We start from the raw sequence: 22,810 nt of genomic DNA on the forward strand, positions 1-22,810 counted from the left end.
CTTAATTGTCTCCGAAAAAGTAGCTAAAAGAAGCCTGGATGACGCGATTGGAGTAGATGGGTCCGGGAGAAGAGCTGTTGCTCGTCCCAAAATCGGCTCCCAGATTGGCTAGCCCTCTGCTGTAGCCGAGCTGAAACTGCGCATCACCCACCCGGTAGCCCAACCCAACCTGAAAGCCGCAGTCGAAGCCTCGGGAGTAGAATTTTTCGTCGGTGCGGCTGGTAGAGTAGTACTTGCCCGTTGCCACCTTGCCCTGGGCTTTATTAGTGGCAATGCTGACGTAACTACCGTCGCGAATCGCGTCCTCGTTATCATACTTGTACTTCCCTCCCATCAGGGCGCTTACGTAGGGGCCGGCAAAAAGCTGTAGGCCCTCGTTACTTTGGCTGCCCTGCCCGAAGGAGTAAACGAGGTTGATCGGCACGGCTAAGTAGCTGAGACGATACGACTCCTTTAGGCTGGTGGTGATAGTCTCTCGGCCATAGTAAATCTGGTAGCTGTCCTCAATCTGAAAGCCTTTCTGCGAGTATACGAGCGCGGGCTGCACAGATAGGTGCCCGAAGCCCAGGGCTACCTCTACCCCAGCTTCGACACCACTTTGGAACTTGGTATCGTAAGTCTGTCTTCTATCCTTAAACGGAGCGGTAGCCACATTCAGGCCCACCCGCGGGCCCACCTGAACTGTCATTTGCGCTTGGGCAAGAGTAGCAGACAACAAGGTGGCAGCAGTAAGAGGAATAGCTGTTTTGCAAAACATAAAATTGACCTAGGTTATTGGTAAAAACTTGTGCTGTAAAGACGTCTTCAAACTGCCCTCCTGAACCAGAAGTACAGCACCGTTTACACTAGGCAACGCTACCACAAAAATTTAGCAATTTAGCCGGCTGACATAAAAATAACTTGACATATAAAACAGCACAACTTAACCATTTAAACCACGACCTCAACGGTAGCTCATTCCAGGCTTTCCTGCAAGATGCGCCGTTCGGCCAACAGACCGGCTGAAACGAACCAGTTGGCCGGACGACGGCGGCCGGGCAACTGGCACAAGCGCAGCCCTATACAATCAGAGGCTCTGTTCAGCCCTAAAACAGCACTGCCACCTGCATGCGGCCGGTGTGGATGGCGCCCAGACCCTGGGGCTTGCGGCCGTCGTAGGCCAGCGTGACGTTGAGGCCGTTGCTCAGGCGCTGCTCCAGGTTCAGGTTCCAGGTGAAGTTGGTGCCTGGGCGCAGGGCGTTGAGGATTTCCAGGCTCACGAGGCTGGTTTGGTCGCCTGCAAACCCCACCTGCACGTAGCGGCCGGTGGCGGAAAGGGTACGCTTGCCCACCTGGCTGATGCGGGTTTCCAAGCCCAAATCGTGGAACGTGCCGCGGGTGTCGAGGTCGGGGCCGGGCTGGAGGTTGCGCTTGGTGGTGTAGAGGTAGGTGGTGGTGAAGCGCCAGACGGTGGAGGGCTGGTAGCTGACTTCGGGCGACACCTCGTACTGCTCAACCCGGAAATTGCGCGTTTCCAGGTAGCTCGACTGGTTTTCGCGGATGCCTCGGGTACCGTTCAGGCGGCCCGTGAATGACTGGGCCAGCGTCCGGCGCAGCAGCAGGTTCTGGGTGGCCAAGTTGCGGGTGTCGAATCCCTGGGTCAGCAGCACCTTCTGCTGGGTTTGCTGCACCGTAAACTCGGCTCCAAAAATGGGGTTCGAGCGGTTGAAATAAAGGGTGTTGCGCAGCAGCTTGTTCAGGCTCAGCAGCAGCGCATCATCCGTTTGAAAGGCAAAGGGGTTGAGGCGGGAGTTGAGCGTGTTTTCGGTGCTCTTGCGGTCGAGCGTCACGGTGGTCAGGGTCGAGAAGCGGCCCAGCAGCTCGCGCCAGCCGGTGGCCTCGCGCCACTCGCGCGGGGCCGAGAGCGTGAGCCGGTAGCTGAAGCGGTTGGTGAAGGCGGGCAGGTAGTCGTCGGTGGGCAGAAACACCTTGATGTAGGTACGGAATTGGGCATCGGGTGTCTGGGCCTCGAAAAACTCGTTTTTCTGCTGGATACCGTCCTGGTTCAAGTCGTTCCAGTAGTGGGTGCCCTGGCCGTTGGGCACGGCCAGGTAGGCGAAGTCGCGCTTCAGCTCCCGGCCCGTGCCCACGGCGTAGCTCAGCTCCGAGCGCACCACGTTCTGCAAAAAGCTGGCGTTCCAGTCAAGCTTGCCCAGCACCGTCCGTTCGCGGACGGGGGCGGCGCCAGGGCTGCCCGGCAACGCCTGGCCGGTGGTGTCGCGGGCGCTCAGGTCGCGGTAGGTGGCCAGGATGTTCAGGTCCTGGGTGGCGCTGAGGTGGGAATTGAACGTACCCTGCCAGGTGTGGGCCGTGGCCCGGTCGCGCAGGGCAGTTTGCTCGGCGTTGGGCGTCTGGTCGCGGCGGAAGGTGTAGTCGAGGCGGTAGCGGATGCGGGCCGTGTCGCGGCTCTGCACGAACAGGGCGTGCTCGTCATAGTAATTGGCCGAGGTTAGCGAGTCGCCACCAGGGCGGGCCACCCGGTTTTTATCGAAGCGGTAGGCGTAGCCCGGCACCACGGCCCCGCCCACGTAACGGGCCGCGGCCTCACCCCGGGCCCACTTCGACTCGCGCCGGCCGGCCGTGGAGTTCAGCAGAAACAGGTTGCCCCGCAGTTGCACCCGCCCGATCTGGCGGGCCGCATCGAGCCAGTGCTGCACTCCGCTCACCTCGCCGGCCCGGTAGCGGCGGCTCAGGCGGTAGCCCAAGGCATTGTCGGCGTCCTTCACCAAGCCCACGCCGGCATTGAAGATATTCTCTTCCCGGGGCCGCTGGTTGTTGCTGATGATGGTGTTGCTGGTGCTCCAGTTGCGGTCGAACTCGATGTCGCGGTACCGGTCGATGGGCGTGAAGCGGCGGCTGGTGTACTCGTAATCGACGGCGCTGCGCAGCTTGTAGCCCGCTAGCCCGGGCACGTTCACGGGCCGGTCCTGCACCACGTAGCCCACCCGCATAGCCTGCCCCTTGGCCGACTCCGACGAGAACCGGTTCAGATCCAGCTCCGAGGAGGCCAGATCCACGAACACGGTGGCCGTAGGGTCGAGAGCGTAGCTGGTGCCCACCGTGACCAGCTGTTTTTTGAGGGGCGTGGGCAGCACCCGCACCGGCTCGTAGGAGCCCCGGTTCTGGCCCACGAAGGTGTAGACCCGGCCGTTGGCGTTGGCTTCGGCCGTGTTGGTGCCCAGGTTGTAGGAGCCCCGGCCCGGCCCCAAGTTGGTGAACTGCACGTTGTACACCAGCGCCAGCGTATCGAGTGGCGGGTACACGAATACGCTCGTGGGCTGCTGGGTGGCGGGGTCGAGCTGGGTTTCGCGGCGGTACTGAATCTGCTGGCGGTCGTAGTTCACCAGCGTATCGCCGGGGGCCGTTACGCGGCTCACGTTGCCGCTGCGGCGCAGCAGGGCCTTCTGGCCTTCGTTGAGGGTGAGATTGGGCGAGTTGTCGGGGTTGTCGGCTTCGCGGTAGAAGTTGGCATGCACCTGCAACCGGCCCAGCTGCTGGTAGTGGCTGCCCTGCACCAGCGAACGGGCATAGTTGAAATCGGAATACTCGTAATCGACCTTGATGCGGGTGTTGCTGGTAATCAGGTGACGGGGCGAAAACGTGAGTTCGGCCTGGTTGTAGTCGATGATGTAGTCGGCATCGAAGCCCCGTACCATCAGCCGGCCATCGAGGTACACTCGCTCGGAGTTGGCCAGCACAATGATGAACTGCTCGCCGTTGGGCCCGCGCAGCCGGTAGGGACCCTGCACGTTTTCGAGGGGCGGAATGTCAATACTGGCAAACTTGCCCTTGGCCCCACCCGCCGCCACCGACGTCGTGGCATACGCCTCGCCTTTGCGGAAAGAAAGCAACGACTGCCGGGGCCCACCCGCCGCCCGCGTCGTCACGGTCTGGCTGGTGGCGTTGGGGCCGGTACCGTTGGGCGTGAGGGAGCCGGGGGCACTACTGGGCGGTCCGTAGGGGTCGGTGGGGGAAATGCCGGGCTGCTGCTGGCCCGAACCGGCCGGCGGGGCCACGGTGGGCGCGCCGGTAATAAAGGTGCCGGTGCTGCCGCCTGCCGCGTTGGGGTATTGGAACTGCTGGTTGCTGACGCCCACGCCTACCCCACCCCCGAAGCCACCGCTGGGCAGCTCCCCAAAATTCACTTCCCCTGCCCCGCCCTGGATATTTTTGTAGTAGCGCAGGAAGTAATCGGGCTTGTTGCGCAGCACCACGTCGCCGGCCGTCAGGCTCCAGCGCGGGTGAGTGAGGGTGATGTAAATCCGGTCGAATTCCTGTAGCTGCTGGGTATTGCCCTCGGGCTGGAAGGGCACATTCTGGTCGGAAATGGCGGCCGTCAGGTTGATATCGTCGGTGAGCTTGCCTTCGAGCTGCAGGTTGAGCGAGGAATTCACGAACACGTTCTGGGCGTTGCCAAACGACACGCCCCGCGACAGATTGCCGGTTTTGTTGATGCCCGGGGTACTCAGAATCTGCTCCTTTACCGAAAAATCGTTCTCCCCAAACACCGGCCGCTGCCAGAACCGTAGGCTGTCGAGCAGGCTGCGGGGCCGCAGGTAGCGGGCCGCCGAAAGCTGCATGGGTAGCACCCGGTAGCACACCAGCACCGAGTCGGGCCCGCGCGCCAGCACGATATCGGGGCGGCCGGGCTCGGGGTTGGGGAAGCGCGAAGTGGGCCGCACGAAACGGTACTGGTCGCGGCCCGCGTCGTAAGCCACCGAGCGGCCGTTCATGCTCACCGAGGCAGGCACCACCGTCAGGGTATCGCGCAGGCCAAAAAACGTGGTGTCACGGTCTGGCGCGAGGCGCACCCAGGCGCAACGGCGGGTGCTGGGCGGCGCAGCGGGCCGCTGCTGGGCCCGGGCAGCGGCAGGCAACAGCAGGAACAACAGCCACGCCAGCATCCTCCAAAGGCGCAGTAAGGATGGCGTATGGCTGCTACTCATTCAGTAAAAATACGATACCTGCGCTTCGATGCCAGCCTAACGCCGTTTGACCGCCGATAGTGCCTGCCGCTGCCCCGGCCAACTACCTGCTTTCTAACAACTCCCGACCAGCAAACCTCAATGGCCGACGATCGTGCTCCGCCGCTCTAGCAGCACCGTCGAGCGCCAGATACCGTGTAGCTGGCCGATTCGTTCGCGCCGGCCCACTTCACGAAAGCCCAGCCCCGTATGCAACCGCAGGCTGGCCTCGTTCTCCGGAAAAATACCCGCTTGCAGTGTCCAAATGCCATTGGCTTCGGATTCGGCCACCAGCGCCGCCAGCAGCTGCCGGCCCACGCCGCGCCCGGCCAACGCTGGGGCCACGTACACGCTCACCTCGGCCACGCCCCCGTACACGCAACGCCCCGATACCGCCGACAACGCGGCCCAGCCGGCCACCAACCCCGCGCCGGCCGTCTCGGCGGCCGCGAGTGCCAACAGGCGGCTGTGCGCCAGGTGGTCCCGGTCCCAGTCTTCCCAAGTAGGGGCCTGCGTCTGGAATGTGGCGTGGCCGGTGGCAATACCTTGCTCATAAATGGTTTGCACCTGAGGCCAGTGCGCGGCCGTAAGCGGTTTAATCAGCATGACACAAGGATTTTAAAGGATTAAACGCACGAGTAACCTAGCCGGCAGTCCCCGACCCGAATACCTGTTGCTGCGGCAAACACCCGGCCCCAGCGCCCAGAAACCGTCGGTTCAACTCCTACCCCGCCAGCGGCAGTTCGATATAAAACCGGGTACCCACGCCTTCTTCGGTTTCAAACCAGATATGGCCACCGGCGCTTTCGATGCCGCGGCGGGCCACGGCCAGCCCGATGCCCGAACCGGTTTCCTTGGTCGTGAAGTTGGGCACGAAAATGTTGCTCTGCACCTCGGCCGGAATGCCGGTCCCGTTATCGGCGATGCAGATACGCACCCGCCCACCGCCGTCCAGAGGTTCCAGAATGGCCACCACTTCCGGCAGCCGCCCCGCGGGTACGGCCTGCAGGGCATTGATGAGCAGGTTGTTAAAGGTTCGAACCAGTAAGCTTTCGTCGGCAAACACCACAAACTGGTCGGGTTCGGTGCCGGGGGGCAGCGTGAGGCGGATACCACCTCCCCCGGGCCGGCTCTGGTGCAGGTTTACGCAGCGGCGCAGAATAGGCACCACGTCGAGGCGCTCGGGACGCATGGCGGGCAGGTTAGTGAAGTTGCTGAACGAGGTGGCAATGTCGGTCAGCACGTCAATCTGGGTGATGAGCGTTTGCGATACTTTGGTGAGCAACTCCTCCAGGTTGGGGCGCTGGTCCTGGATGGCACGCTGCAGAAACTGCAGGCTCAGCTTCATGGGCGTGAGCGGGTTCTTGATTTCGTGGGCCACCTGCCGGGCCATTTCGCGCCAAGCCGCTTCCTTCTCCTGGGTGGCCAGTTCCTCCCGGCTTTCTTCGAGCTTGAGCAGCATCTGGTTGTATTCGCGCACGAGCAGCCCGATTTCATCGTCCGATTCGTAGGCCAGCATCTCGTTCTGCCCTGTCAGGGTAGTCTGGCGCAGCTTTTCGGTGATGAGCTTGAGCGGTTCGGTGAGGATGCGCGAGGCCAGAAACGCCAGCACCAGGAACAGGATGAACATCAGAGTGAAGATGTTCAGGATGGTAGACACAAGCTCGGTGAGCTTGTTATCGAGGTCTTTTTCAGAGTCGAAAAACGGAATACCTACGTAGCCCAATACCGGCCCCGGCTGGCCAGGGCGAACAGCACTGGCCCGCAGCGGCAGGTACAGGGCATTAAAGGAGAGCGAGCCGGCCCGCTCGGTGAGCAGCGCCCGGGGCAATTCCTGCTCGGCCAACGCCACTATGGCCTGGGGGTTCATAAGCGTGCTGAGCAGGTTGGCCTCGAAAATAAGGGGTTGGCTGCTCACCAGCAGTTCGCCGCGGGCATCATACAGGTTGAGGTCGGTTTCGGTGAGGGCGGACACGTTCTCGGCCAGCTCTACCAGGTCGGCGCGGTTGGCATCGGCATCGAGCATCGACCGGTTCTTGAGCAGGCTTTCCTGCACAGCTTGGCCCCGGCGCAGGTAGGAGCGCAGCAGGTCGCGCTTGTACGAATCGGTTACCTGGCTGGCAATGGCCCCGCTCACGACCACCAGCGGCACGAGCACGCCCAGGTTCAGGAAAACCTGAATTTTAGTGCTGAAATTGGTCCGTAGCGTTTCGCGGTAGCGGCCCCGGGCCAGTAGCACAACTGCCATCAGCAGCAGCCAGCAGAAACTGTAAACCAGAAACAGGAATGAGAAATTAGCCAGCCAGTCGGCAAACGAATAAGTGGCCGTCGTTACGACGACCAGCCGGCCCGGTTGGCCGATGCTGCGCACGGCCAGGTGGTGGTAGCCGTCGAGGGCCAGGCCTCCGGCGTAGAGCCGTCCGTCTTTGAACAGGCGGGGCGGCAGCTCATTCACGTAGTCGAAGTCGCCCTCGCTGTACACGAGCTGGCCGTTTTCGTAGCCCGCATAGCTTAAGTCGGTACCCAGGCGGGGCTGGAAGAACTTCTGGTCGATGAGCAGTTCGGGCACCACGCTGTTGGCAGTGAGTTTCTTGAGCGTCAGCTCCAAAGCAATGGTGCTGTTGCCCTGGTCAGTATCGGGCGCGGGCACGGCCACGAAAGCCACGTAGCGACGCGAGTTGAACGAGCGGCTCTCGTCGCGAATCAGGTAGATGTTGGGGTGGTCGGTGGGGCTGGCGTTGCGCAACAGGTAGTCGCGGGTGGTTCGCAGGTTACCCCCCACAGCCACGCCCCGGCCCTCGGGGTTGAAGAGCATCACCCGCACCTCGTACTTGTCGAAGTAGTCGCGCAGGTAGTATTTCACCACCTTCTGCCGGATCAGGTCGAGGTTGACGAAGGGGCTGGCCAGCATGGTCCGCAGCACCGGGTCGCGGGCCATTTCCTGGCTGCGCTCCACGAGCAGATACTCCCCCTGCAAGTCATTATCATTTAGCAGATTACCAGCCAGACTTTGCTTGTTGAGGCTGAGCTGGCGGTTGAAATGCTCGTAGAGGGATAATGCCCCGACGGCCGAGCTCAGGCCCAGAATCAGGAAGATGAAAAGATACACCTGGTAGGGCAGCACGGCCCCAGCCGACTTCAACCCCGTGAGCCGCAGCACCAGGAAAAAACCCAGCGTAAGGCCCAGCAGCGTGCAGTGCACCTGACCCCATCCCAAGCCCAGCGTCACGGAAAGCACCGTCAGTAATAATAACATGCCCACCCCCAGGTTGCGCGTAGAGGGCCGTACCACCCGGGCAAACACCTGCGAGAGCAGGAACAACCCCACCGCGTAGCTGCCCGCATGCAGCACCAGCGCCAGCCCCAGCAAGGCCTTAAACGAGCTGATCTGGATATCCTGCGTGATATCAAGGATGAGCTGGGAGTTGCTGAAGCTACTGGTATAGAAATCGAACAGCATTTCGAGCAACCCGTAGAAGGCCAGCACCGTGAGGCCACCCACCACCACGCGCAGCCGCCAGCCCCGCACCCGCTGGGCCCCGCGCAGCAGCCCGTAGCGCCGGAACAGGCGTAGGGCATACCAGGATACGACGGCCAACACCAAGGCATTGAGCAGTAAGTCGCCGAGGGAGGGCGAAAGCCAGGAGGCCGCGTATACCCGTGGGTCGAAGAGGCTTACTTCGAGGAACGAAAACGGCAGGCCCCAGTACAGCAGCAGGCCCCGCAGCACCAGCAACGGCCCAACCAGCAGCACCGCTCCGGCCAGCACCTGCCCGGCCCGGAACCGGCGGCGGGCCAGCAGCACCCAGGCCCCCACATACAGCCCGATACCCAGCAGCAGCAGCACCAAGGGCAAGTATTTGCCGGTAATGGGGTCGGCTTGCAGGCTCTCGACCGAGAACAGGTAGTTGCCCTCGTTCGATACCAGCCGGGGCCGGCCGCTGGCGGCGTTCTTCTCCACCAGCAGCCGCACATTCTGGCCCTGGAAAATGCCTAGCCCGTTGCCGTCGCGCAGGTAGCGGTTGCTGATGCCGTAGCGGATTTCGAGCGGGATATACGTCAGCAGTACGTAGGGGCCCTCTACGTGGCGCAGCACCAGAAACTTGCCGAAACGAGTCTCCAACAGCCGCTCGTGGTAGCGCTGGGTGACCTGCTCAATCTCGGGCTGCACCGTATGGTCGGACCAGTACACGAGTTGCTCGCCCCGGAAAATAAACGTCGGGTAGGTGGTATGGCTCGTGAGGCTGCCGAAGCTCACCCGGCCCGTCGCCAGGCGTTGCAGCAAATCGGTCGATTCCCGCTCGCCCGTCAGCTCGGCCTCCATCAGCACATCTTGCAGACGGGTGGCCGAGGTCCGTAGTACCACGGCGGGGTCTTGGCCGTAGTGGTTGCTGACGTAGGCTCCCACGAAGCACTGCAAAGCCAGCAGCAACAGCCAAAACGGGACGGAGCGAAAAAATTTCAAGGAGGGAGTTGCTGATGAATCCGCAATACTACAACCTTGGTACCAAACAAAAACGCCACCCAAGGGCGGCGTCTGCGTTAGTTGTTATTTGTAGCGCTCATCGTACTCCGCTCCCCCAAATAAGTACAGCATCAGGGTGCGGGAATAGCGGAGGCTCCACGGGGTTAAAACCAGCGACACCGTCGCTACAGCTAGAATATATACCCATGTATCAGGGTCATCGAGCAAGTAGTACACCGCGAAACCTATCACCAGCACAATGGCTGTCGAGAACATGAAGCTGATGTACATAGCTCCCCAGTAGAACCCGGGTTCAGGCTCGTAGTTCAGGTTGCACACCGGGCAAGCCGGCGGCATCTCGGTAAACTGCGTCAGGTTGAGGGCTGAATGCGTAAATAACTGGCCCCGCCGGCAGCGCGGACAGCGTTGCTGGAGGATGCCGGCCAGCTTGGAATCGGCCGCGGAAGACGCGCTAGACCCGGCCATTGGTCGCGGCTCCCTTCTTCTTTTGTTGTTGGGTATGGCGATACCAGAAAAAGCCGACACTGCCAATGAGCACGTACGGAATGGTCATCAGGTACACAATGCCTTTGTTGAGACCGGTGGTGTCGTAACCGTCCTTCTCATTGCTAGCGGCTTCCACCTGCGCTTTACACATCGTGCACTGAGCCTGGACCGGTAACGGCAGCACACTCAGCAGCAAGGCAACGACGAAGGCCAACAGGCCCGTTATGGCAACTTTTTTCATGACAGCGACGGGTTAATAAGTTACAGTAATAACTCCCAAACGGCCCCCGAGGTTCGGGCGCGACCATCAAATCAGGTGTAATAGGGGGAAATCATGAAGTACACGATAACGCCAGTAACCGACACGTAGAGCCAGACCGGGTACGTCCAGCGGGCAATGCGGCGGTGTTTGTAAAACTGCTCGGTTAGGGCGAAATAAAGCGTGAACAGCACCAGGGCCACCGTAACGGCAGCCAGCACAATGTGAGTGAGCAGCAGGAAGTAGTACACACCTCGAATCAGCCCCTGGCCGCCGAAGGTAGTACTGGCCACCTGCGAGTGGTAGGCCACATACGACACCAGAAACAACGAGCCCAGCAGAAACGCCAAGCCCATCATGGCCCGGTGCCGGCTTACCTGCTTGCGCCGGATAAAGTAGTAGCCGAGCATCAGAAAAACCGCCGTCAGCGAGTTGAGCCCCGCATTCACGGCGGGCAGGGCTTTCACGTTGAGGCCCGGAATGACGAACACGCCCGGGAAGTAGTACAGCCCGGCTACCGCCAGCGGGATAACGGCTCCAAGTACCGCCGCCAGCACTTTGTACTTGGTGGCTCCGGCGGGGTTGACAATGGGTTCAGGGATGTTCATAAATGTAAAGCAACACGTCAATTTCGGTGATGAGCCGGTTCATGTCCCGCTCGCTGGTACCATCGTAACGGCCGCGCACGTAGCCGTCGCGGTCAACGAGCTGCACCACGTACGGGCCATCGGCCCCGGCTACCAGCGGTGGGAGCCGCAGCTCCTGTTCTCTTAACCGCGTAACTGTTGGTTTGTCAGCCGTCAGGAAAAACCATTTACCGGCAATGGCCCCGTAGTTCTCCGCGAAGCGGGCCAGTATGGTCGACGAATCGGTGGTCGTCAGCACCGAGGCCAGCCGAACGCCGGCATCCTGGCGGAATTTCTCCTGTACCCGCACCAGCTGGGCGTTTTGGCGCTGGCAACTAATTGGACAGTCGGACGGGAAAAAGCTGAGGACGTACAGCCCTTGCTTCTGTAGCTCAGCCCCGCTTACCGCACGGTTGGCTACGGCCTCGCGCAACTGGAAAGGCCCGAGCTGGTGGAAAACGGTATCGCGCTGCCACTTCCCAGCCACCAACGTCGAGTCGACGCGTTCGGGCAAGTAAAATGGCAGCGCGTAACGGTTGGTGCCAAAGCCTTTCAGAAACAGAAAAGCCAGTACCGGTACCAGCAACATCAGGCCCAACAGCAATACTTGTTGGGGCCGCATGGGCTAGAAAATGGCGTTGTGAATGGCGTTGCCTTCGGTGATAAGGGCAATCAGCAGCCAGATCAGCAACGACATCGGAATCATAATTGTCCAGATCAATCCTTTCGTCTCGTCCTTCAAGTGCATGAAGTTAGCCACGATAAAGAAAGCCTTGAAGATGGTCAGGATGATGAAGATGGAATTGCGCAACGTGCTCGACGGCATAATGAAGGCAATGGCAAATTCGAGCATCGTGATGCCAGTAATGATCCAGAAGGTTTTCCAGATCCAAGCCGTATTAGGCTTCGCGATTTCGCCCGCGTTAACGGGATGGGGGGCATGATGGGCCATGAGCGGAAAGAGTAGCAGCACAACGGCCCGCCAGCAGTGGCCGCGCAAGCGGACTGAAGAGCGGGCCGTTGGCCGGTGAAATTAAACGAGGTAGAAGAAGGTGAAAACGAACACCCACACCAAATCCACGAAGTGCCAGTAGAGGCCAATTTTCTCTACCATCTCGTAGTGGCCGCGCTTCTCGAAAGTACCGTTGGTAGTGGCAATGAAGCAGTAAACCAACAGGCAGATGCCCGAGAATACGTGGGTACCGTGGAAACCAGTGATGAAGAAGAACAGGTCGGCAAACAGTACGGGACCGTACTGGTTCATGGCCAAGTTAGCCCCGAAGAACCGGGTACCATCATTCATCAGCGTTCCTTCGTCGGTGCCCCCGATAAAGTGGCTCCACTCCCAGGCCTGGCAGCTCACGAAAATGGTGCCGAACAGAATCGTCCACAACAGCCACTTCTGCACGTCTTTCTTATCGAAGCGGTGACCCGCCTCTACGGCCAGTACCATCGTCACCGACGAGAAGATGAGAATCATCGTCATCAGGGCCACGAAGGCCAGCGGCAAATTAACGCCGTGCAGGCCGGGGAAGGAGTTGAACACCTTTTCCGGGATGGGCCAGTAGGCGCTCGAAAACTCGAACGCTTCGGGGGAGCCCACGTAGGCCAGATAACGGTGGCGGATCAGGCCGTAGGTGGTCAGGAAAGCGGCGAACGTGAAGGCGTCCGACAGCAGAAAGAACCACATCATCAGCTTGCCGTAGCTGGCGTTGAAGGGCTCATTGCCGCCGTCCCAGGTGCCAGTACGCGGCTTATCCAGGGCGGAATTAGGAACGGCCTGCGTCGTCGGGGAAATGGTGGACATAGCGTGCGGGGGAGTTTACAAAAATCTAGTGGTTCAAAAGTAAGAACAAATACAGGTACAACCAAAGCGCGCCCAGGAAGTGCCAGTAGATGGTGACGTTGCCAATGGAGAGCATCTGGCGGGAATGCACCTGATAGTTAAAGCTTTTCCGCAGCACGATGAGCAGAAAGATGAGCCCCGTAATCAGGTGAAAACCGTGTACGCCGGTTAGTACATACAGAAACGAGCCGGAAGGGTTCGAGTCGGTGCCCGCGAAAAAGATGCGCTGGTCCACCAGTTGGCTCCACATCAGGTACTGGCCCACCAGGAATGCCAGCCCAAAGCCCAGCGTGAGCAAAAGTGCCAAGCGCACCTGCTTTAGCTCGTTCTTACGAGCGGCCAGCCAGGCCCACTGCACGGTAGCCGAGCTTAGCAGCAAGACAACGGTGGTGTAGATGAAGCCGGTTGGCAAGTCAAACTCCAGCCAGTTGCCCTCATTGCGCCGCACAATGTAGGCGCTGGTGTAGGCTGCAAAAATCATAAAAATGCTGACCATCATCAGCATCAGCAGGAAGCGGGCCGGATGGATACCGGTGGCGGGCTGCTTGGTGTTCAACGATTCGGAAGAATGCATATCGTCGGTTTAGAAGTGAGATATGAGAGGTAAGAAGTGAGACAGATACTGGGAGAGACAGAAATAAGGAGCCTGCTGCACCTGCTTGATTTTAACAGCGAAAAGGGGCTTTTTGTCTCACTTCTCTCCTCTCATATCTCACTCCCGCAAAAACAGTTATAGCTTATCCAATACCAAGGCAATCTGCACGATAGGCAGGTAAAGGAAGGAGCCGAACATGATGCTCATGGCCGCCTTTTTGGTGATGGTGCGCATCAGGTAGAATGTCTGCATCAGAAAAAGCACCCCGCACACCACGGCCACCATGGGGTATACCGTACCAGTCATACCAAAATAGAATGGCATCAGGCTCAGCGGCAACAGCACCAGCGTGTAAATCATGATCTGGATGGCGGTGCGCAGGTCTTTCTTGCCCGGTGAAGGCAGCATTTTGAAGCCGGCCTGCTTGTAATCATCATCAAGCACCCAGGCAATAGCCCAGAAATGCGGAAACTGCCACATAAACTGAATACCGAACAGCACCCAGCCCTGCAAACCCAGGTATCCGGTGGCGGCTACCCAGCCAATTAGTGGCGGCAATCCACCCGGAATAGCCCCTACCGCCACGCAGATCGGCGAAATGGTTTTCAGCGGGGTGTATACAAAGCCATACAGTACCAACGACAGAAAGGCCAGCGCCGCTGCCAGCGGGTTGAACAGGTAGGCTAGCAGGCCCAAGCCAAATCCGCCCACTAAAAACGTGAACACCCAGGCCTCGGCTGCGCTGATTATACCCAGCGGCAGCGGCCGTTGGGCCGTACGCTTCATCTGGCGGTCGAGGTCTATTTCGAAAATCTGATTGATGGTGTTGGCGGCCCCCGTTACGGCCAGCCCCCCCAGCATCACCAGCAGTGCCCGGCCCCATTCTAGCTCGTGGGCCCCGAGCAGGTAGCCGATAGCACTAGAGAAGGCCACCGTAATTGCCAGGCGGAATTTAAGCAGCTGGAAAAATGCCTTGGCCTTGCTCATTAACGAGGGAAACAGAATACGCGGCGAAATACTCCGCCAAACGGGGGTGCAAAGTTACGCAACAACGGCCGGAGTAGCCACCTGCTGCTGCAACTTCGTGGTTTGGCGGTAAGCTACCAAGGCCAGGAACTGGGCACCAAACAGCACAGTAGCCAGTGTTAAGTGAACTGGCTGCGCAAACGCAGGGAATTCCAGGTAAGCCAAGGTAATGCCCGCCAGAATTTCGCCCCCAATCAGCACCACAATGGCCGTAGCCAAGCGGTGCAGGCGGCGCGACGGCAACCCATAAAGGCGGTAGGCCAGGTACAGGTTGAGTACCAGCAGTAGGGCTGAAAATGAACGGTGCACCTTAAACGTGTTGCCCAACTGCGCCACCCAATCGCCCCGGTTGAGGTAGTTGCTGGCGGCGGCAATCAAGTCAATCTGCTCGCGCACCTGAGTACCGAGCACAATCTGGCCAAACGTCAGCACCACCGCAACGCCCAGCACTAGCGTCAGGCCGGGTACGGGCCGCAGCACTGCCTCCTCAGCCTCTCCAGCCACCCGCTGCGAGCGGCTGACGGCGTAGAGTAACAGCGCCACAATAACCAGAGCCAGCCCCATGTGTATTGTCACCATGATGGGCAGCAGATTGGTCGATACCACCAGTGAGCCCAGCCATCCCTGCACCCCAGTGAGCAGAAACGACGCCAACGCCAGCCAGAACACGGGCGGATCGCGTCGCCAGTAAGGCAACGCAAAGACCACTGTCCCGAACACAAACACGCCGATCAGCGCTCCTATTAATCGGTTTAGGTACTCAATCCAGGTCTTAACCGCGTTGAAATCGGTTTCGATGTATTGGGTTGGATGGTCGAAAATATCACCGGCTACCTGATGAAATCCTAATTGCTCTAACCGGGCCGCCAGCTTCTGATTCTTAGCCACCCGCTGGGCCGTATATACTTCCTTGTAATTAGCCGGCAACTGCTCCAAACGGGTGGGCGGTACCCAGCTACCAAAGCACTTGGGCCAATCGGGGCAGCCCATACCCGAACCGGTACTGCGCACAACACCGCCTACCAGAATCAGGACATAAACGGCTACTACCGTGAGAATCCCTACAAACCGGAAGCGGCGCACAAAGACGGGAACTGCCATCGTTGAAGGTGTGATTAGGAGAAATCTGAGCGGGAACTACGGGGCAAACTGCAACAGCCAATGCCCAGTAGTATAACCGGCTGGGCAGCCTTTTGCTTGCCGAAAACGCAGGAAAATACGAGACTTAGTTTTACCAATATCTTCCCCTAGGCTCATAAAAAAACAGGCCGCCGTAGATACAGCGGCCTGTTTTCAGGAGGCGAATGCCGGAGGGCATTTATTCCATTTCCTTCTCGTAAGGCAAGTTAGATGACTGTGTCTGCGAGTAGGGAACATTTTGCGGAATGAAGTCTTCCTCAGCTCCGGGCTTGCTGTAATCATAAGGCCAGCGGTGCACAGCCGGAATATCACCAGGCCAGTTGCCGTGGCCGGGAACTATCGGCGTAGTCCACTCCAGTGTCGTTGAGTTCCACGGGTTCTCCGTTGCCCGACGGCCCCGGAAGATGCTGTAGAAGAAGTTGAAGATGAAGATAAACTGTCCGAAGAAGGCGATGATGGCAGCTATGGAGATAAACTTGTTCAGGTCAGCAAACTGGCTGAACGTGTCGAAGCCAGTCCAAGCATAATAACGACGGGGGAAGCCGGCGATACCCACGTAGTGCATTGGCAGGAACACCATGTACACCCCGATGAAAGTCAGCCAGAAGTGGATGTAACCCAACTTCTCGTCCATCATGCGTCCGAACATTTTCGGGAACCAATGATATACACCAGCCCACAGGCCAAAGAAGGCCGACGAACCCATTACCAAGTGGAAGTGAGCTACCACGAAGTACGTGTTGTGAAGCTGAATATCGAGCGCGGCATTGCCTAGGATGATACCCGTCAGACCGCCAGCAATGAACAGCGACACGAAGCCGATAGAAAACAGCATTGCCGTAGTGAAGCGGATATTACCGCGCCACAGCGTGGCAATCCAGTTGAATACCTTCACGGCCGAAGGCACAGCGATGATCAGCGTCAGGAACATGAACACCGAACCCAGGAATGGATTCATACCGGTCACGAACATGTGGTGAGCCCATACGATGAAAGAGAGCAGCGAAATGCCAATCAGCGAGCCAATCATGGCGCGGTAGCCGAAAATAGGCTTACGGGCATTAGTGGCCAAAATCTCCGAAACCATGCCCATGGCGGGCATAATCACGATGTACACTTCAGGGTGCCCCAGGAACCAGAATAAGTGCTGGAACAGGATGGGGGAACCGCCAGTGTTTGGCAGAGCCTGACCAGCAATGTAGATATCGGACAGGAAAAACGAAGTGCCGAACGAACGGTCAAAGATCAGCAGCAACGTAGCTGAGAATAGTACCGGGAAGGCGAGCAGACCCAGAATGGCGGTCAGGAAGAACGCCCATATAGTTAGGGGCAACTTACTCATGCTCATGCCCTGAGTCCGCAGGTTAATTACAGTGGTGATGTAGTTTACGCCGCCCAGCAACTGAGAGATGATAAACAAAGCCATTGACACCAACCACAGCGTCTGGCCAGCGCCTGAGCCAGCAATGGCTTGGGGCAGTGCCGACAGTGGCGGGTAAATTGTCCAGCCAGCGGCAGCAGGTCCGGTTTCAATGAACAGGGAACTGAACATGACAATGCTGGAAGCAAAGAAGAACCAGTACGAGAGCATGTTCATGAAACCCGAAGCCATATCGCGGGCACCAATCTGGAGCGGAATCAGGAAGTTGGAAAACGTACCCGACAAGCCAGCCGTCAGCACGAAGAATACCATAATGGTACCGTGCATCGTAACGAGGGCTAGATAGAACTCGGGGTTCAGCTTGCCCGCTTCAATCCACTTGCCCAGAAACGGCGTCAACCATTCCAGCGTGGATTCAGGCCACCCTAACTGCAAACGGAACAGGCTCGAAAGCGTACCGCCGATGAGGGCCCAGAAGATACCCGTAATCAGGAACTGCTTGGCAATTACTTTATGGTCGGTGCTGAAAACGTATTTCTGCAGAAAGCTCTGCTCGTGATGTTCGTCGTGGTGCGCATGGTCGTGGCCCGGTTCGGTTGCCCCGATGCCACCTTGCACCTGCTCTTCTTGCGTTGGAAAGTTAGCTGCCATAGTAAAAGCGTGCAGTTAAGAATGTGTTAGAGCGAAGCCTTTGCGGCGGTAGGAATTACCACAGCAGCGGCTGCTGGTGCAACCGTTGCTTTCTCAACCAATTTATCCGACTTCTGTTTGAAGCTGGCCAATACATCGGGGTTCTGCTCCGAAAAAGATTTTTGCTGGGCGTACCAGTTCACGTAATCGTCCGGCTCATCCACGATAATGCTCATCTTCATGGCAAAGTGACCACGGCCGCAAACTTGGTTGCAAGCCAACTCATAGTTGAAATTCGGGTTGCCCGTCTGGGCCCGCATCTCATCAGTAGTTTTGGTAGGCGTGAACCAGAATTTAGTTGGCATCCCAGGTACAGCATACATCTGCACCCGGAAATTGGGCATATACACAGCGTGTAGCACATCGCGCGAGCGGATACGCAACAACACCGGGTGGCCCTTCGGTACGTGTACCTCACCGGCAGTAAAGTCATCCAAACCGTTCTTGTCGCTCAGGTCAAAACCAAACTCGTTGGAAGCGTCAATCAGCCGATAGTTTACCACGCCCAGCTTCTGGTCGCGGCCGGGATAACGAAGCAACCAGTTGAACTGCTTACCCATTAGCTCCAGTACCACTGCATCCTTGGGCGCAGGACCCATAATCCGGCTCCACTCCTTCCAGCCAGCAAATACCAATGCCGCCATCACGATGGCCGGAATAACGGTCCAAATAACTTCGATTTTGTTATTGTGGGGGAAAAAGAAAGCACGCCGCTTGTCGTTGTGCTGATACTTGTAAGAATACCAGAAAAGCAAAACCTGCGTCAGAACAAAGGCGATACCCAAGATTACCATGGTAGTCCAGAACATCTTTTCCGTCGCCAAGCCATGAATGGAGGCAATCGGTGGGTTCATCTTATCGTAGTTGTCAACGAACGACCAAGCGAACAAGCCGCCGCCAATCACCAGGAAAGCCAAAAAGAGGATGGCATTGATGCGGTTGCTGACGCCCACCTGCCGGTTAGAACTGCCCGAGAAGATGGCAGTCAGGATCTGGAGGCGGAACAGGAGGCCAAACACGACCAACAGCAACGCCAATACCAGAATAATACTGAGAGTAGTCATTAGGAAAGAGGTGAGAGTTGAGAGGTCAGAAGTGAGTTACCGTTATACCGGGCGGGCTAACCCCTCACTTCTCAATACTCAGATCGAAAATTAGGTGGTATGATGCACGCTCTCATCCAAGAACGGATGATGCAACGGAGTCAGGGAAGCTTGCGAGAGGCGCTTAGTGAACAAAATCAGGAAGCTACCGAGGAAGATTAGAGCTATGCCTATCTCGATTATAAACCCGTTATCACCCTTCATTGTTCCGGGCATTAGCATCAAATAGAAGTCCGACCAATGACCAATCAGAATAGCAATGCTCACGATTTTGAGCATGATCATCTGACGCTTGGCGTCACGGGTCATCAGCACCAAGAACGGGAATACGAAGTTAACAAACAGGTTGCCGTAGAACATCCAAGTGTACTGGCCGTTGAAGCCGCCCAGCCGCTGGTTGAAGTATACTGCCTCCTCAGGAAGGTTAGCATACCAGATCAGCATGAACTGCGAGAACCATACGTAGGTCCAGAAAATGCTGAAGCCGAACATGAACTTACCGAGGTCATGCAAGTGGCCTTCCTTAAGGAGTGGCAGGTAACCAGCTTGCTTAAGCAGGATAGCACACAGCGTTACGGCCGCAATGCCCGATACCCACCACGAAGCGAATACATACCAGCCGAACATAGTCGAGAACCAATGCACGTCAACCGACATCACCCAGTCCCAAGCCGACATTGATGACGTTACGGCATAGAACACCAGGAACAGGGCCGATACGTTGATGCTCTTGTGGAAGTAGGCGGTTCCGCCGTTCAGGTCCTCTTCCAGCGACAAATCGCGCAGGCGCTTAGTGAAGAATATCCACAGGCCCAAGTAGATGACAGTACGAATCAGGTAGAATGGGATGTTTAGGAAACCCGACTTTCCAGCGATAATGCGGTCGTAGGTTTCGCTGCCCTTGTCCATGATACCGGGTACGGTCCAGTGGAACAGGTCGTAGTTGATGAAGTTGAGACCGAATACAACCAGCATGATGATCAAACCGGGAATCAGCCAAGCGCTCAGTGCCTCGTTGATGCGTTTTACAACTACCGACCAGCCGGCGTAGGCTACGTACTGAATAGCCATAAACACGGTGCCGATGGCCGATACACCCGTGAAAAACACGTTGTTGTGCCACAAGCTCACGATGATGCGCTTAAGCCAAGGAGCGCTACCGTGGTGTTCGGCTCCGGCATGGCCGGCGCCGTGGGCGGCAGCGGCTCCTTCGGCAGCCTCGTGGTGGCTTCCGATGCCGAGCATCGACAGAATGACACCCAGTATCAGGATAGCTACGCCAGCCACGATGATGAGCATGAAACTTCTGCGGGTACCCGGCTTAACTTCCAGGTATTCCGCCGTTAGGTGTTCCTGATGGGTCAGAGTTGCCATAGAAGAAAGGGTTAAATAGCTTCGCCATTCCGGGCTGGGTCGCCCGCGCCTGGATTGTTCGATACTTCATTGGAACCCGCTTTGGTGGGGTTCTTTTTCATCTGTCCCGAAGTCATAGTAGAGTCAGCCGTAGGAACGTTGGCGTTAGCGCTACCCACTTGCACCATGTCGGCTAGCCCATCAGGGCCTTTGCCTAGTTGCAGCACGCGCACATACATAGCAATCTTCCACCGCTCGACGGGGTTCACCTGCGAGCCGTGCGGCATCATGCGGTTTTTGCCCCATTGAATGACGTGATAGATATGCCCGTCGTTCATGGTTTTGTAAGCGCCTGCCGAGTAGTTAGGCACCCCTTTGAACTTGATACCTACCGGACCCTGCCCATCACCTTGCTCACCGTGGCAGTGCTGGCAGTTGCGGGCATACAGCACTTTGCCTTCCTCCAAATGCTCTTTGGTATAAGCATAGGGGTTACGCAACACTTTTTCAGCCGTTTCCACGTCGTCTTTGCCGATGTGGGTGTAGTAGTTGAGCTTACCCCGGGGGATAGTACCCACGGCCGGGGTGCGCTCATTGATGCCCATCGGGTTGATGCGGTTGACATTGATCTGGCTCAACGGTTCGTACGGGATAGACACGTACATCTCGGGCGCGTATTCCAGACCCGGATCGTCGGCACGGTTGCAGGCGGTGGTGAACACCGATGCCAGCAGAACCGCCGACGCTTGCAGAGAAACTTTCAGCGAGTGCGTCATTAGAACTTGGACATTTCTTTTTGGTTCACCTCCGAAGCGCCGTTATCCCGCAGGATCTGGGTCAGCTTGGTCATGTCGGTATTCTCGTTTACCTCAATAGCCATCACGAACTTATCGTCGGTCGAGCGCACATCCAGCACCGGCGTTTTCCAGCGCGGGTAGAGTTTGCTGATGGTGTAGAAAGTAATGACCATGCCGTGGCAGCAGAAGAGCACAGTGAGCTCAAACGATACCGGGATGAAGGCAGGTAGGGCGATGTGCGGCTTACCACCGATAATCATCGGCCAGTCGAAGCCCAGCATGTAAATCTGCATCCACAACGCGAAGCTCAGGCCCGTCAGGCCAAAGAAAAACGCTGCGATGGGAAGGCGGGAGCGTTCGATACCCATGGCATCGTCGATGCCGTGAATAGGGAACGGAGTGAAGACTTCGTAGATTTTCACGCCGGCTTCCCGAACGTTTTCTACCGCGTGCAGCAGCACATCCTCGTCTTCGAAGATACCGAGGGCGAAGCGCTTAGTCATGCTTGTCGTAGTTTACTGGGGCCGAGGCGGGCACTCCGTGGGTGGTAGCAGGATGCGTTACGTGGTGCGGATCGTGGCCAGTGTACGTCGGGCCATTGTCTACCGTGTACTTGAGGACCGCCTTTACTTCGGCCATGTTGATGACCGGGAAGAATTTGGCGAACAGTAGAAACAGGGTAAAGAACAAGCCAATCGTGCCCACGTAAATGCCTACGTCGATGATGGTAGGTGAGAACATGGCCCACGACGATGGCAGATAGTCGCGGTGCAGGGAGGTTACGATAATCACGAAACGCTCAAACCACATACCGATGTTCACGATGATGGACAAGATGAACGTGAGCGGAATGCTGTAGCGCACCCGACGGAACCATACCAACTGGGGTGTAATCACGTTGCAGGTCATCATCATGGCGTAAGCCCACCAGTAAGGGCCAGTGGCGCGGTTAATGAAGGCGTAGGACTCGAACTCTACCTGCGAGTACCAGGCGATGAAGAACTCGGTGATGTAAGCCACCCCCACAATGGAGCCCGTTACCATCATGATCTTGTTCATGAGGGCGATGTGCTCGATGGTGATGTAATCTTCCAGCTTGAATACAACCCGGGTAATGAGCATCAGCGTCAGTACCATGGCGAAGCCGGAGAAAATGGCGCCAGCAACGAAGTAGGGAGGGAAGATGGTAGTGTGCCAGCCCGGTACAACCGAAGTAGCAAAGTCCATCGATACGATAGTGTGTACCGAAAGTACCAGCGGCGTCGAAACGCCGGCCAGAATCAGCGAAACCGTTTCGTAACGGCTCCAGTGCTTGGCCGAACCTTTCCAGCCCATGCTCAGCAGCGAGTAAGCTACTTTAGCGATGGGGCCTTTGGCGCGGTCACGAATGGTAGCGAAGTCGGGTACCAAACCCGTGTACCAGAACACCAGCGACACTGAGAAGTAGGTCGAGATGGCGAATACGTCCCAGAGCAGCGGGGAGTTGAAGTTTGCCCACAGCGAACCGAGCGTGTTTTGCAGCGGGAACACATAGAACGCCAACCAAGGACGACCCATGTGCAGTACCGGAAACATGGCCGCGCAGATTACCGCGAAAATGGTCATGGCCTCGGCGGCGCGGTTGATGGAGGTCCGCCACTTCTGACGGAACAACAGCAGTACGGCTGAAATCAGGGTGCCGGCGTGGCCGATACCTACCCACCATACGAAGTTGGTGATGTCCCAGGCCCAGCCAATAGTTTTGTTCAGGCCCCACTCGCCGATGCCGTACCAGAGGGTGCGATACACGGAGTAGAAGAAGACGCCGAGGAGCAGAAGGGCGACGCTCAGGGCGGCCATCCACCGAATATTCGGGGCGGCTTCGACCTGGCGGCACACGTCCTGAGTGACGTCGTGGTACGTTTTCCCCCCGGTTACGAGCGGCTCCCGTACAGGCGATACGTGCTGCATAGTGGTTGAATTTGGGTGTTGGGGTCTAAGGAATTCGATGGCTTGGCTGGTTGGGCGTCTTAACTTCGT

General features: G+C 57.8%; 19 protein-coding genes. All 19 read right to left on the reverse strand.

All coding sequences use genetic code 11. The features are described 5' to 3' along the window. Window position 1: 1 nt before the first annotated feature. Window positions 2-757 carry a porin family protein gene (locus tag CDA63_RS03320; protein ID WP_088463030.1) on the reverse strand — a complete coding sequence of 252 codons (756 nt, stop codon included), beginning with the start codon at window positions 755-757 and terminating at the stop codon, window positions 2-4. Between the two features lie 328 nt (window positions 758-1,085). Continuing rightward, window positions 1,086-4,943 carry a hypothetical protein gene (locus CDA63_RS03325; protein WP_088463031.1) on the reverse strand — a complete coding sequence of 1,286 codons (3,858 nt, stop codon included), beginning with the start codon at window positions 4,941-4,943 and terminating at the stop codon, window positions 1,086-1,088. A 159-nt stretch (window positions 4,944-5,102) separates the two neighbouring features. Then, window positions 5,103-5,609, reverse strand: coding sequence for a GNAT family N-acetyltransferase (locus CDA63_RS03330; protein WP_088463032.1), 507 nt, complete (start codon window positions 5,607-5,609; stop codon window positions 5,103-5,105). Between the two features lie 118 nt (window positions 5,610-5,727). Further along, window positions 5,728-9,468 carry a sensor histidine kinase gene (locus CDA63_RS03335; protein WP_126546712.1) on the reverse strand — a complete coding sequence of 1,247 codons (3,741 nt, stop codon included), beginning with the start codon at window positions 9,466-9,468 and terminating at the stop codon, window positions 5,728-5,730. An 84-nt stretch (window positions 9,469-9,552) separates the two neighbouring features. Continuing rightward, the gene (locus tag CDA63_RS03340; RefSeq protein WP_242434533.1) at window positions 9,553-9,954 is read right to left on the reverse strand and encodes a DUF983 domain-containing protein; all 402 of its coding nucleotides are present in this window, start codon (window positions 9,952-9,954) and stop codon (window positions 9,553-9,555) included. Continuing rightward, the gene (locus CDA63_RS03345; protein WP_088463034.1) at window positions 9,941-10,216 is read right to left on the reverse strand and encodes a hypothetical protein; all 276 of its coding nucleotides are present in this window, start codon (window positions 10,214-10,216) and stop codon (window positions 9,941-9,943) included. Before CDA63_RS03345 ends, CDA63_RS03340 begins: the two co-directional genes overlap by 14 nt. Window positions 10,217-10,287: 71 nt before the next feature. Continuing rightward, window positions 10,288-10,842: a DUF420 domain-containing protein gene (locus CDA63_RS03350; protein ID WP_088463035.1), complete on the reverse strand. Its 555-nt coding sequence runs from the start codon at window positions 10,840-10,842 to the stop codon at window positions 10,288-10,290. After that, a complete protein-coding gene (locus tag CDA63_RS03355; RefSeq protein WP_088463036.1) occupies window positions 10,829-11,482 on the reverse strand; it encodes an SCO family protein in 654 nt (217 codons plus the stop codon). Before CDA63_RS03355 ends, CDA63_RS03350 begins: the two co-directional genes overlap by 14 nt. Before the next feature lie 3 nt (window positions 11,483-11,485). Further along, window positions 11,486-11,812, reverse strand: a complete 327-nt coding sequence (locus CDA63_RS03360) for a cytochrome C oxidase subunit IV family protein (protein ID WP_088463164.1) — start codon at window positions 11,810-11,812, stop codon at window positions 11,486-11,488. Between the two features lie 81 nt (window positions 11,813-11,893). Continuing rightward, on the reverse strand, window positions 11,894-12,667 hold the full coding sequence (locus CDA63_RS03365; RefSeq protein ID WP_088463037.1) for a cytochrome c oxidase subunit 3: 774 nt from the start codon (window positions 12,665-12,667) through the stop codon (window positions 11,894-11,896). Window positions 12,668-12,692: 25 nt separating this feature from the next. After that, on the reverse strand, window positions 12,693-13,280 hold the full coding sequence (locus CDA63_RS03370) for a cytochrome c oxidase subunit 3 (RefSeq protein WP_088463038.1): 588 nt from the start codon (window positions 13,278-13,280) through the stop codon (window positions 12,693-12,695). A gap of 156 nt (window positions 13,281-13,436) precedes the next feature. Next, window positions 13,437-14,288 carry a heme o synthase gene (gene cyoE / locus CDA63_RS03375; RefSeq protein WP_088463039.1) on the reverse strand — a complete coding sequence of 284 codons (852 nt, stop codon included), beginning with the start codon at window positions 14,286-14,288 and terminating at the stop codon, window positions 13,437-13,439. A gap of 54 nt (window positions 14,289-14,342) precedes the next feature. Further along, on the reverse strand, window positions 14,343-15,428 hold the full coding sequence (locus CDA63_RS03380; protein ID WP_088463040.1) for a COX15/CtaA family protein: 1,086 nt from the start codon (window positions 15,426-15,428) through the stop codon (window positions 14,343-14,345). Between the two features lie 217 nt (window positions 15,429-15,645). Next, window positions 15,646-17,499, reverse strand: coding sequence for a cytochrome c oxidase subunit I (locus CDA63_RS03385; protein ID WP_242434534.1), 1,854 nt, complete (start codon window positions 17,497-17,499; stop codon window positions 15,646-15,648). Window positions 17,500-17,525: 26 nt separating this feature from the next. Then, window positions 17,526-18,602, reverse strand: a complete 1,077-nt coding sequence (locus CDA63_RS03390) for a cytochrome c oxidase subunit II (RefSeq protein ID WP_088463041.1) — start codon at window positions 18,600-18,602, stop codon at window positions 17,526-17,528. A 90-nt stretch (window positions 18,603-18,692) separates the two neighbouring features. Then, on the reverse strand, window positions 18,693-20,015 hold the full coding sequence (locus tag CDA63_RS03395; protein WP_165768177.1) for a quinol:cytochrome C oxidoreductase: 1,323 nt from the start codon (window positions 20,013-20,015) through the stop codon (window positions 18,693-18,695). An 11-nt stretch (window positions 20,016-20,026) separates the two neighbouring features. Continuing rightward, window positions 20,027-20,770 (reverse strand): c-type cytochrome, encoded by a 744-nt coding sequence (locus tag CDA63_RS03400; protein WP_088463043.1) that lies wholly within the window; start codon window positions 20,768-20,770, stop codon window positions 20,027-20,029. Then, window positions 20,770-21,294: a DUF3341 domain-containing protein gene (locus CDA63_RS03405; RefSeq protein ID WP_088463044.1), complete on the reverse strand. Its 525-nt coding sequence runs from the start codon at window positions 21,292-21,294 to the stop codon at window positions 20,770-20,772. The genes CDA63_RS03400 and CDA63_RS03405 overlap by 1 nt, the downstream gene beginning before the upstream one ends. Then, entirely contained in the window at window positions 21,287-22,741 is a 1,455-nt protein-coding gene (gene nrfD, locus CDA63_RS03410; RefSeq protein ID WP_088463045.1) for an NrfD/PsrC family molybdoenzyme membrane anchor subunit, read from the reverse strand. The genes CDA63_RS03405 and nrfD overlap by 8 nt, the downstream gene beginning before the upstream one ends. Window positions 22,742-22,810: the final 69 nt, after the last annotated feature.

Origin of the sequence: Hymenobacter amundsenii (assembly GCF_002204745.1) — a bacterium.
In the GTDB taxonomy this organism is placed as follows: domain Bacteria; phylum Bacteroidota; class Bacteroidia; order Cytophagales; family Hymenobacteraceae; genus Hymenobacter; species Hymenobacter amundsenii.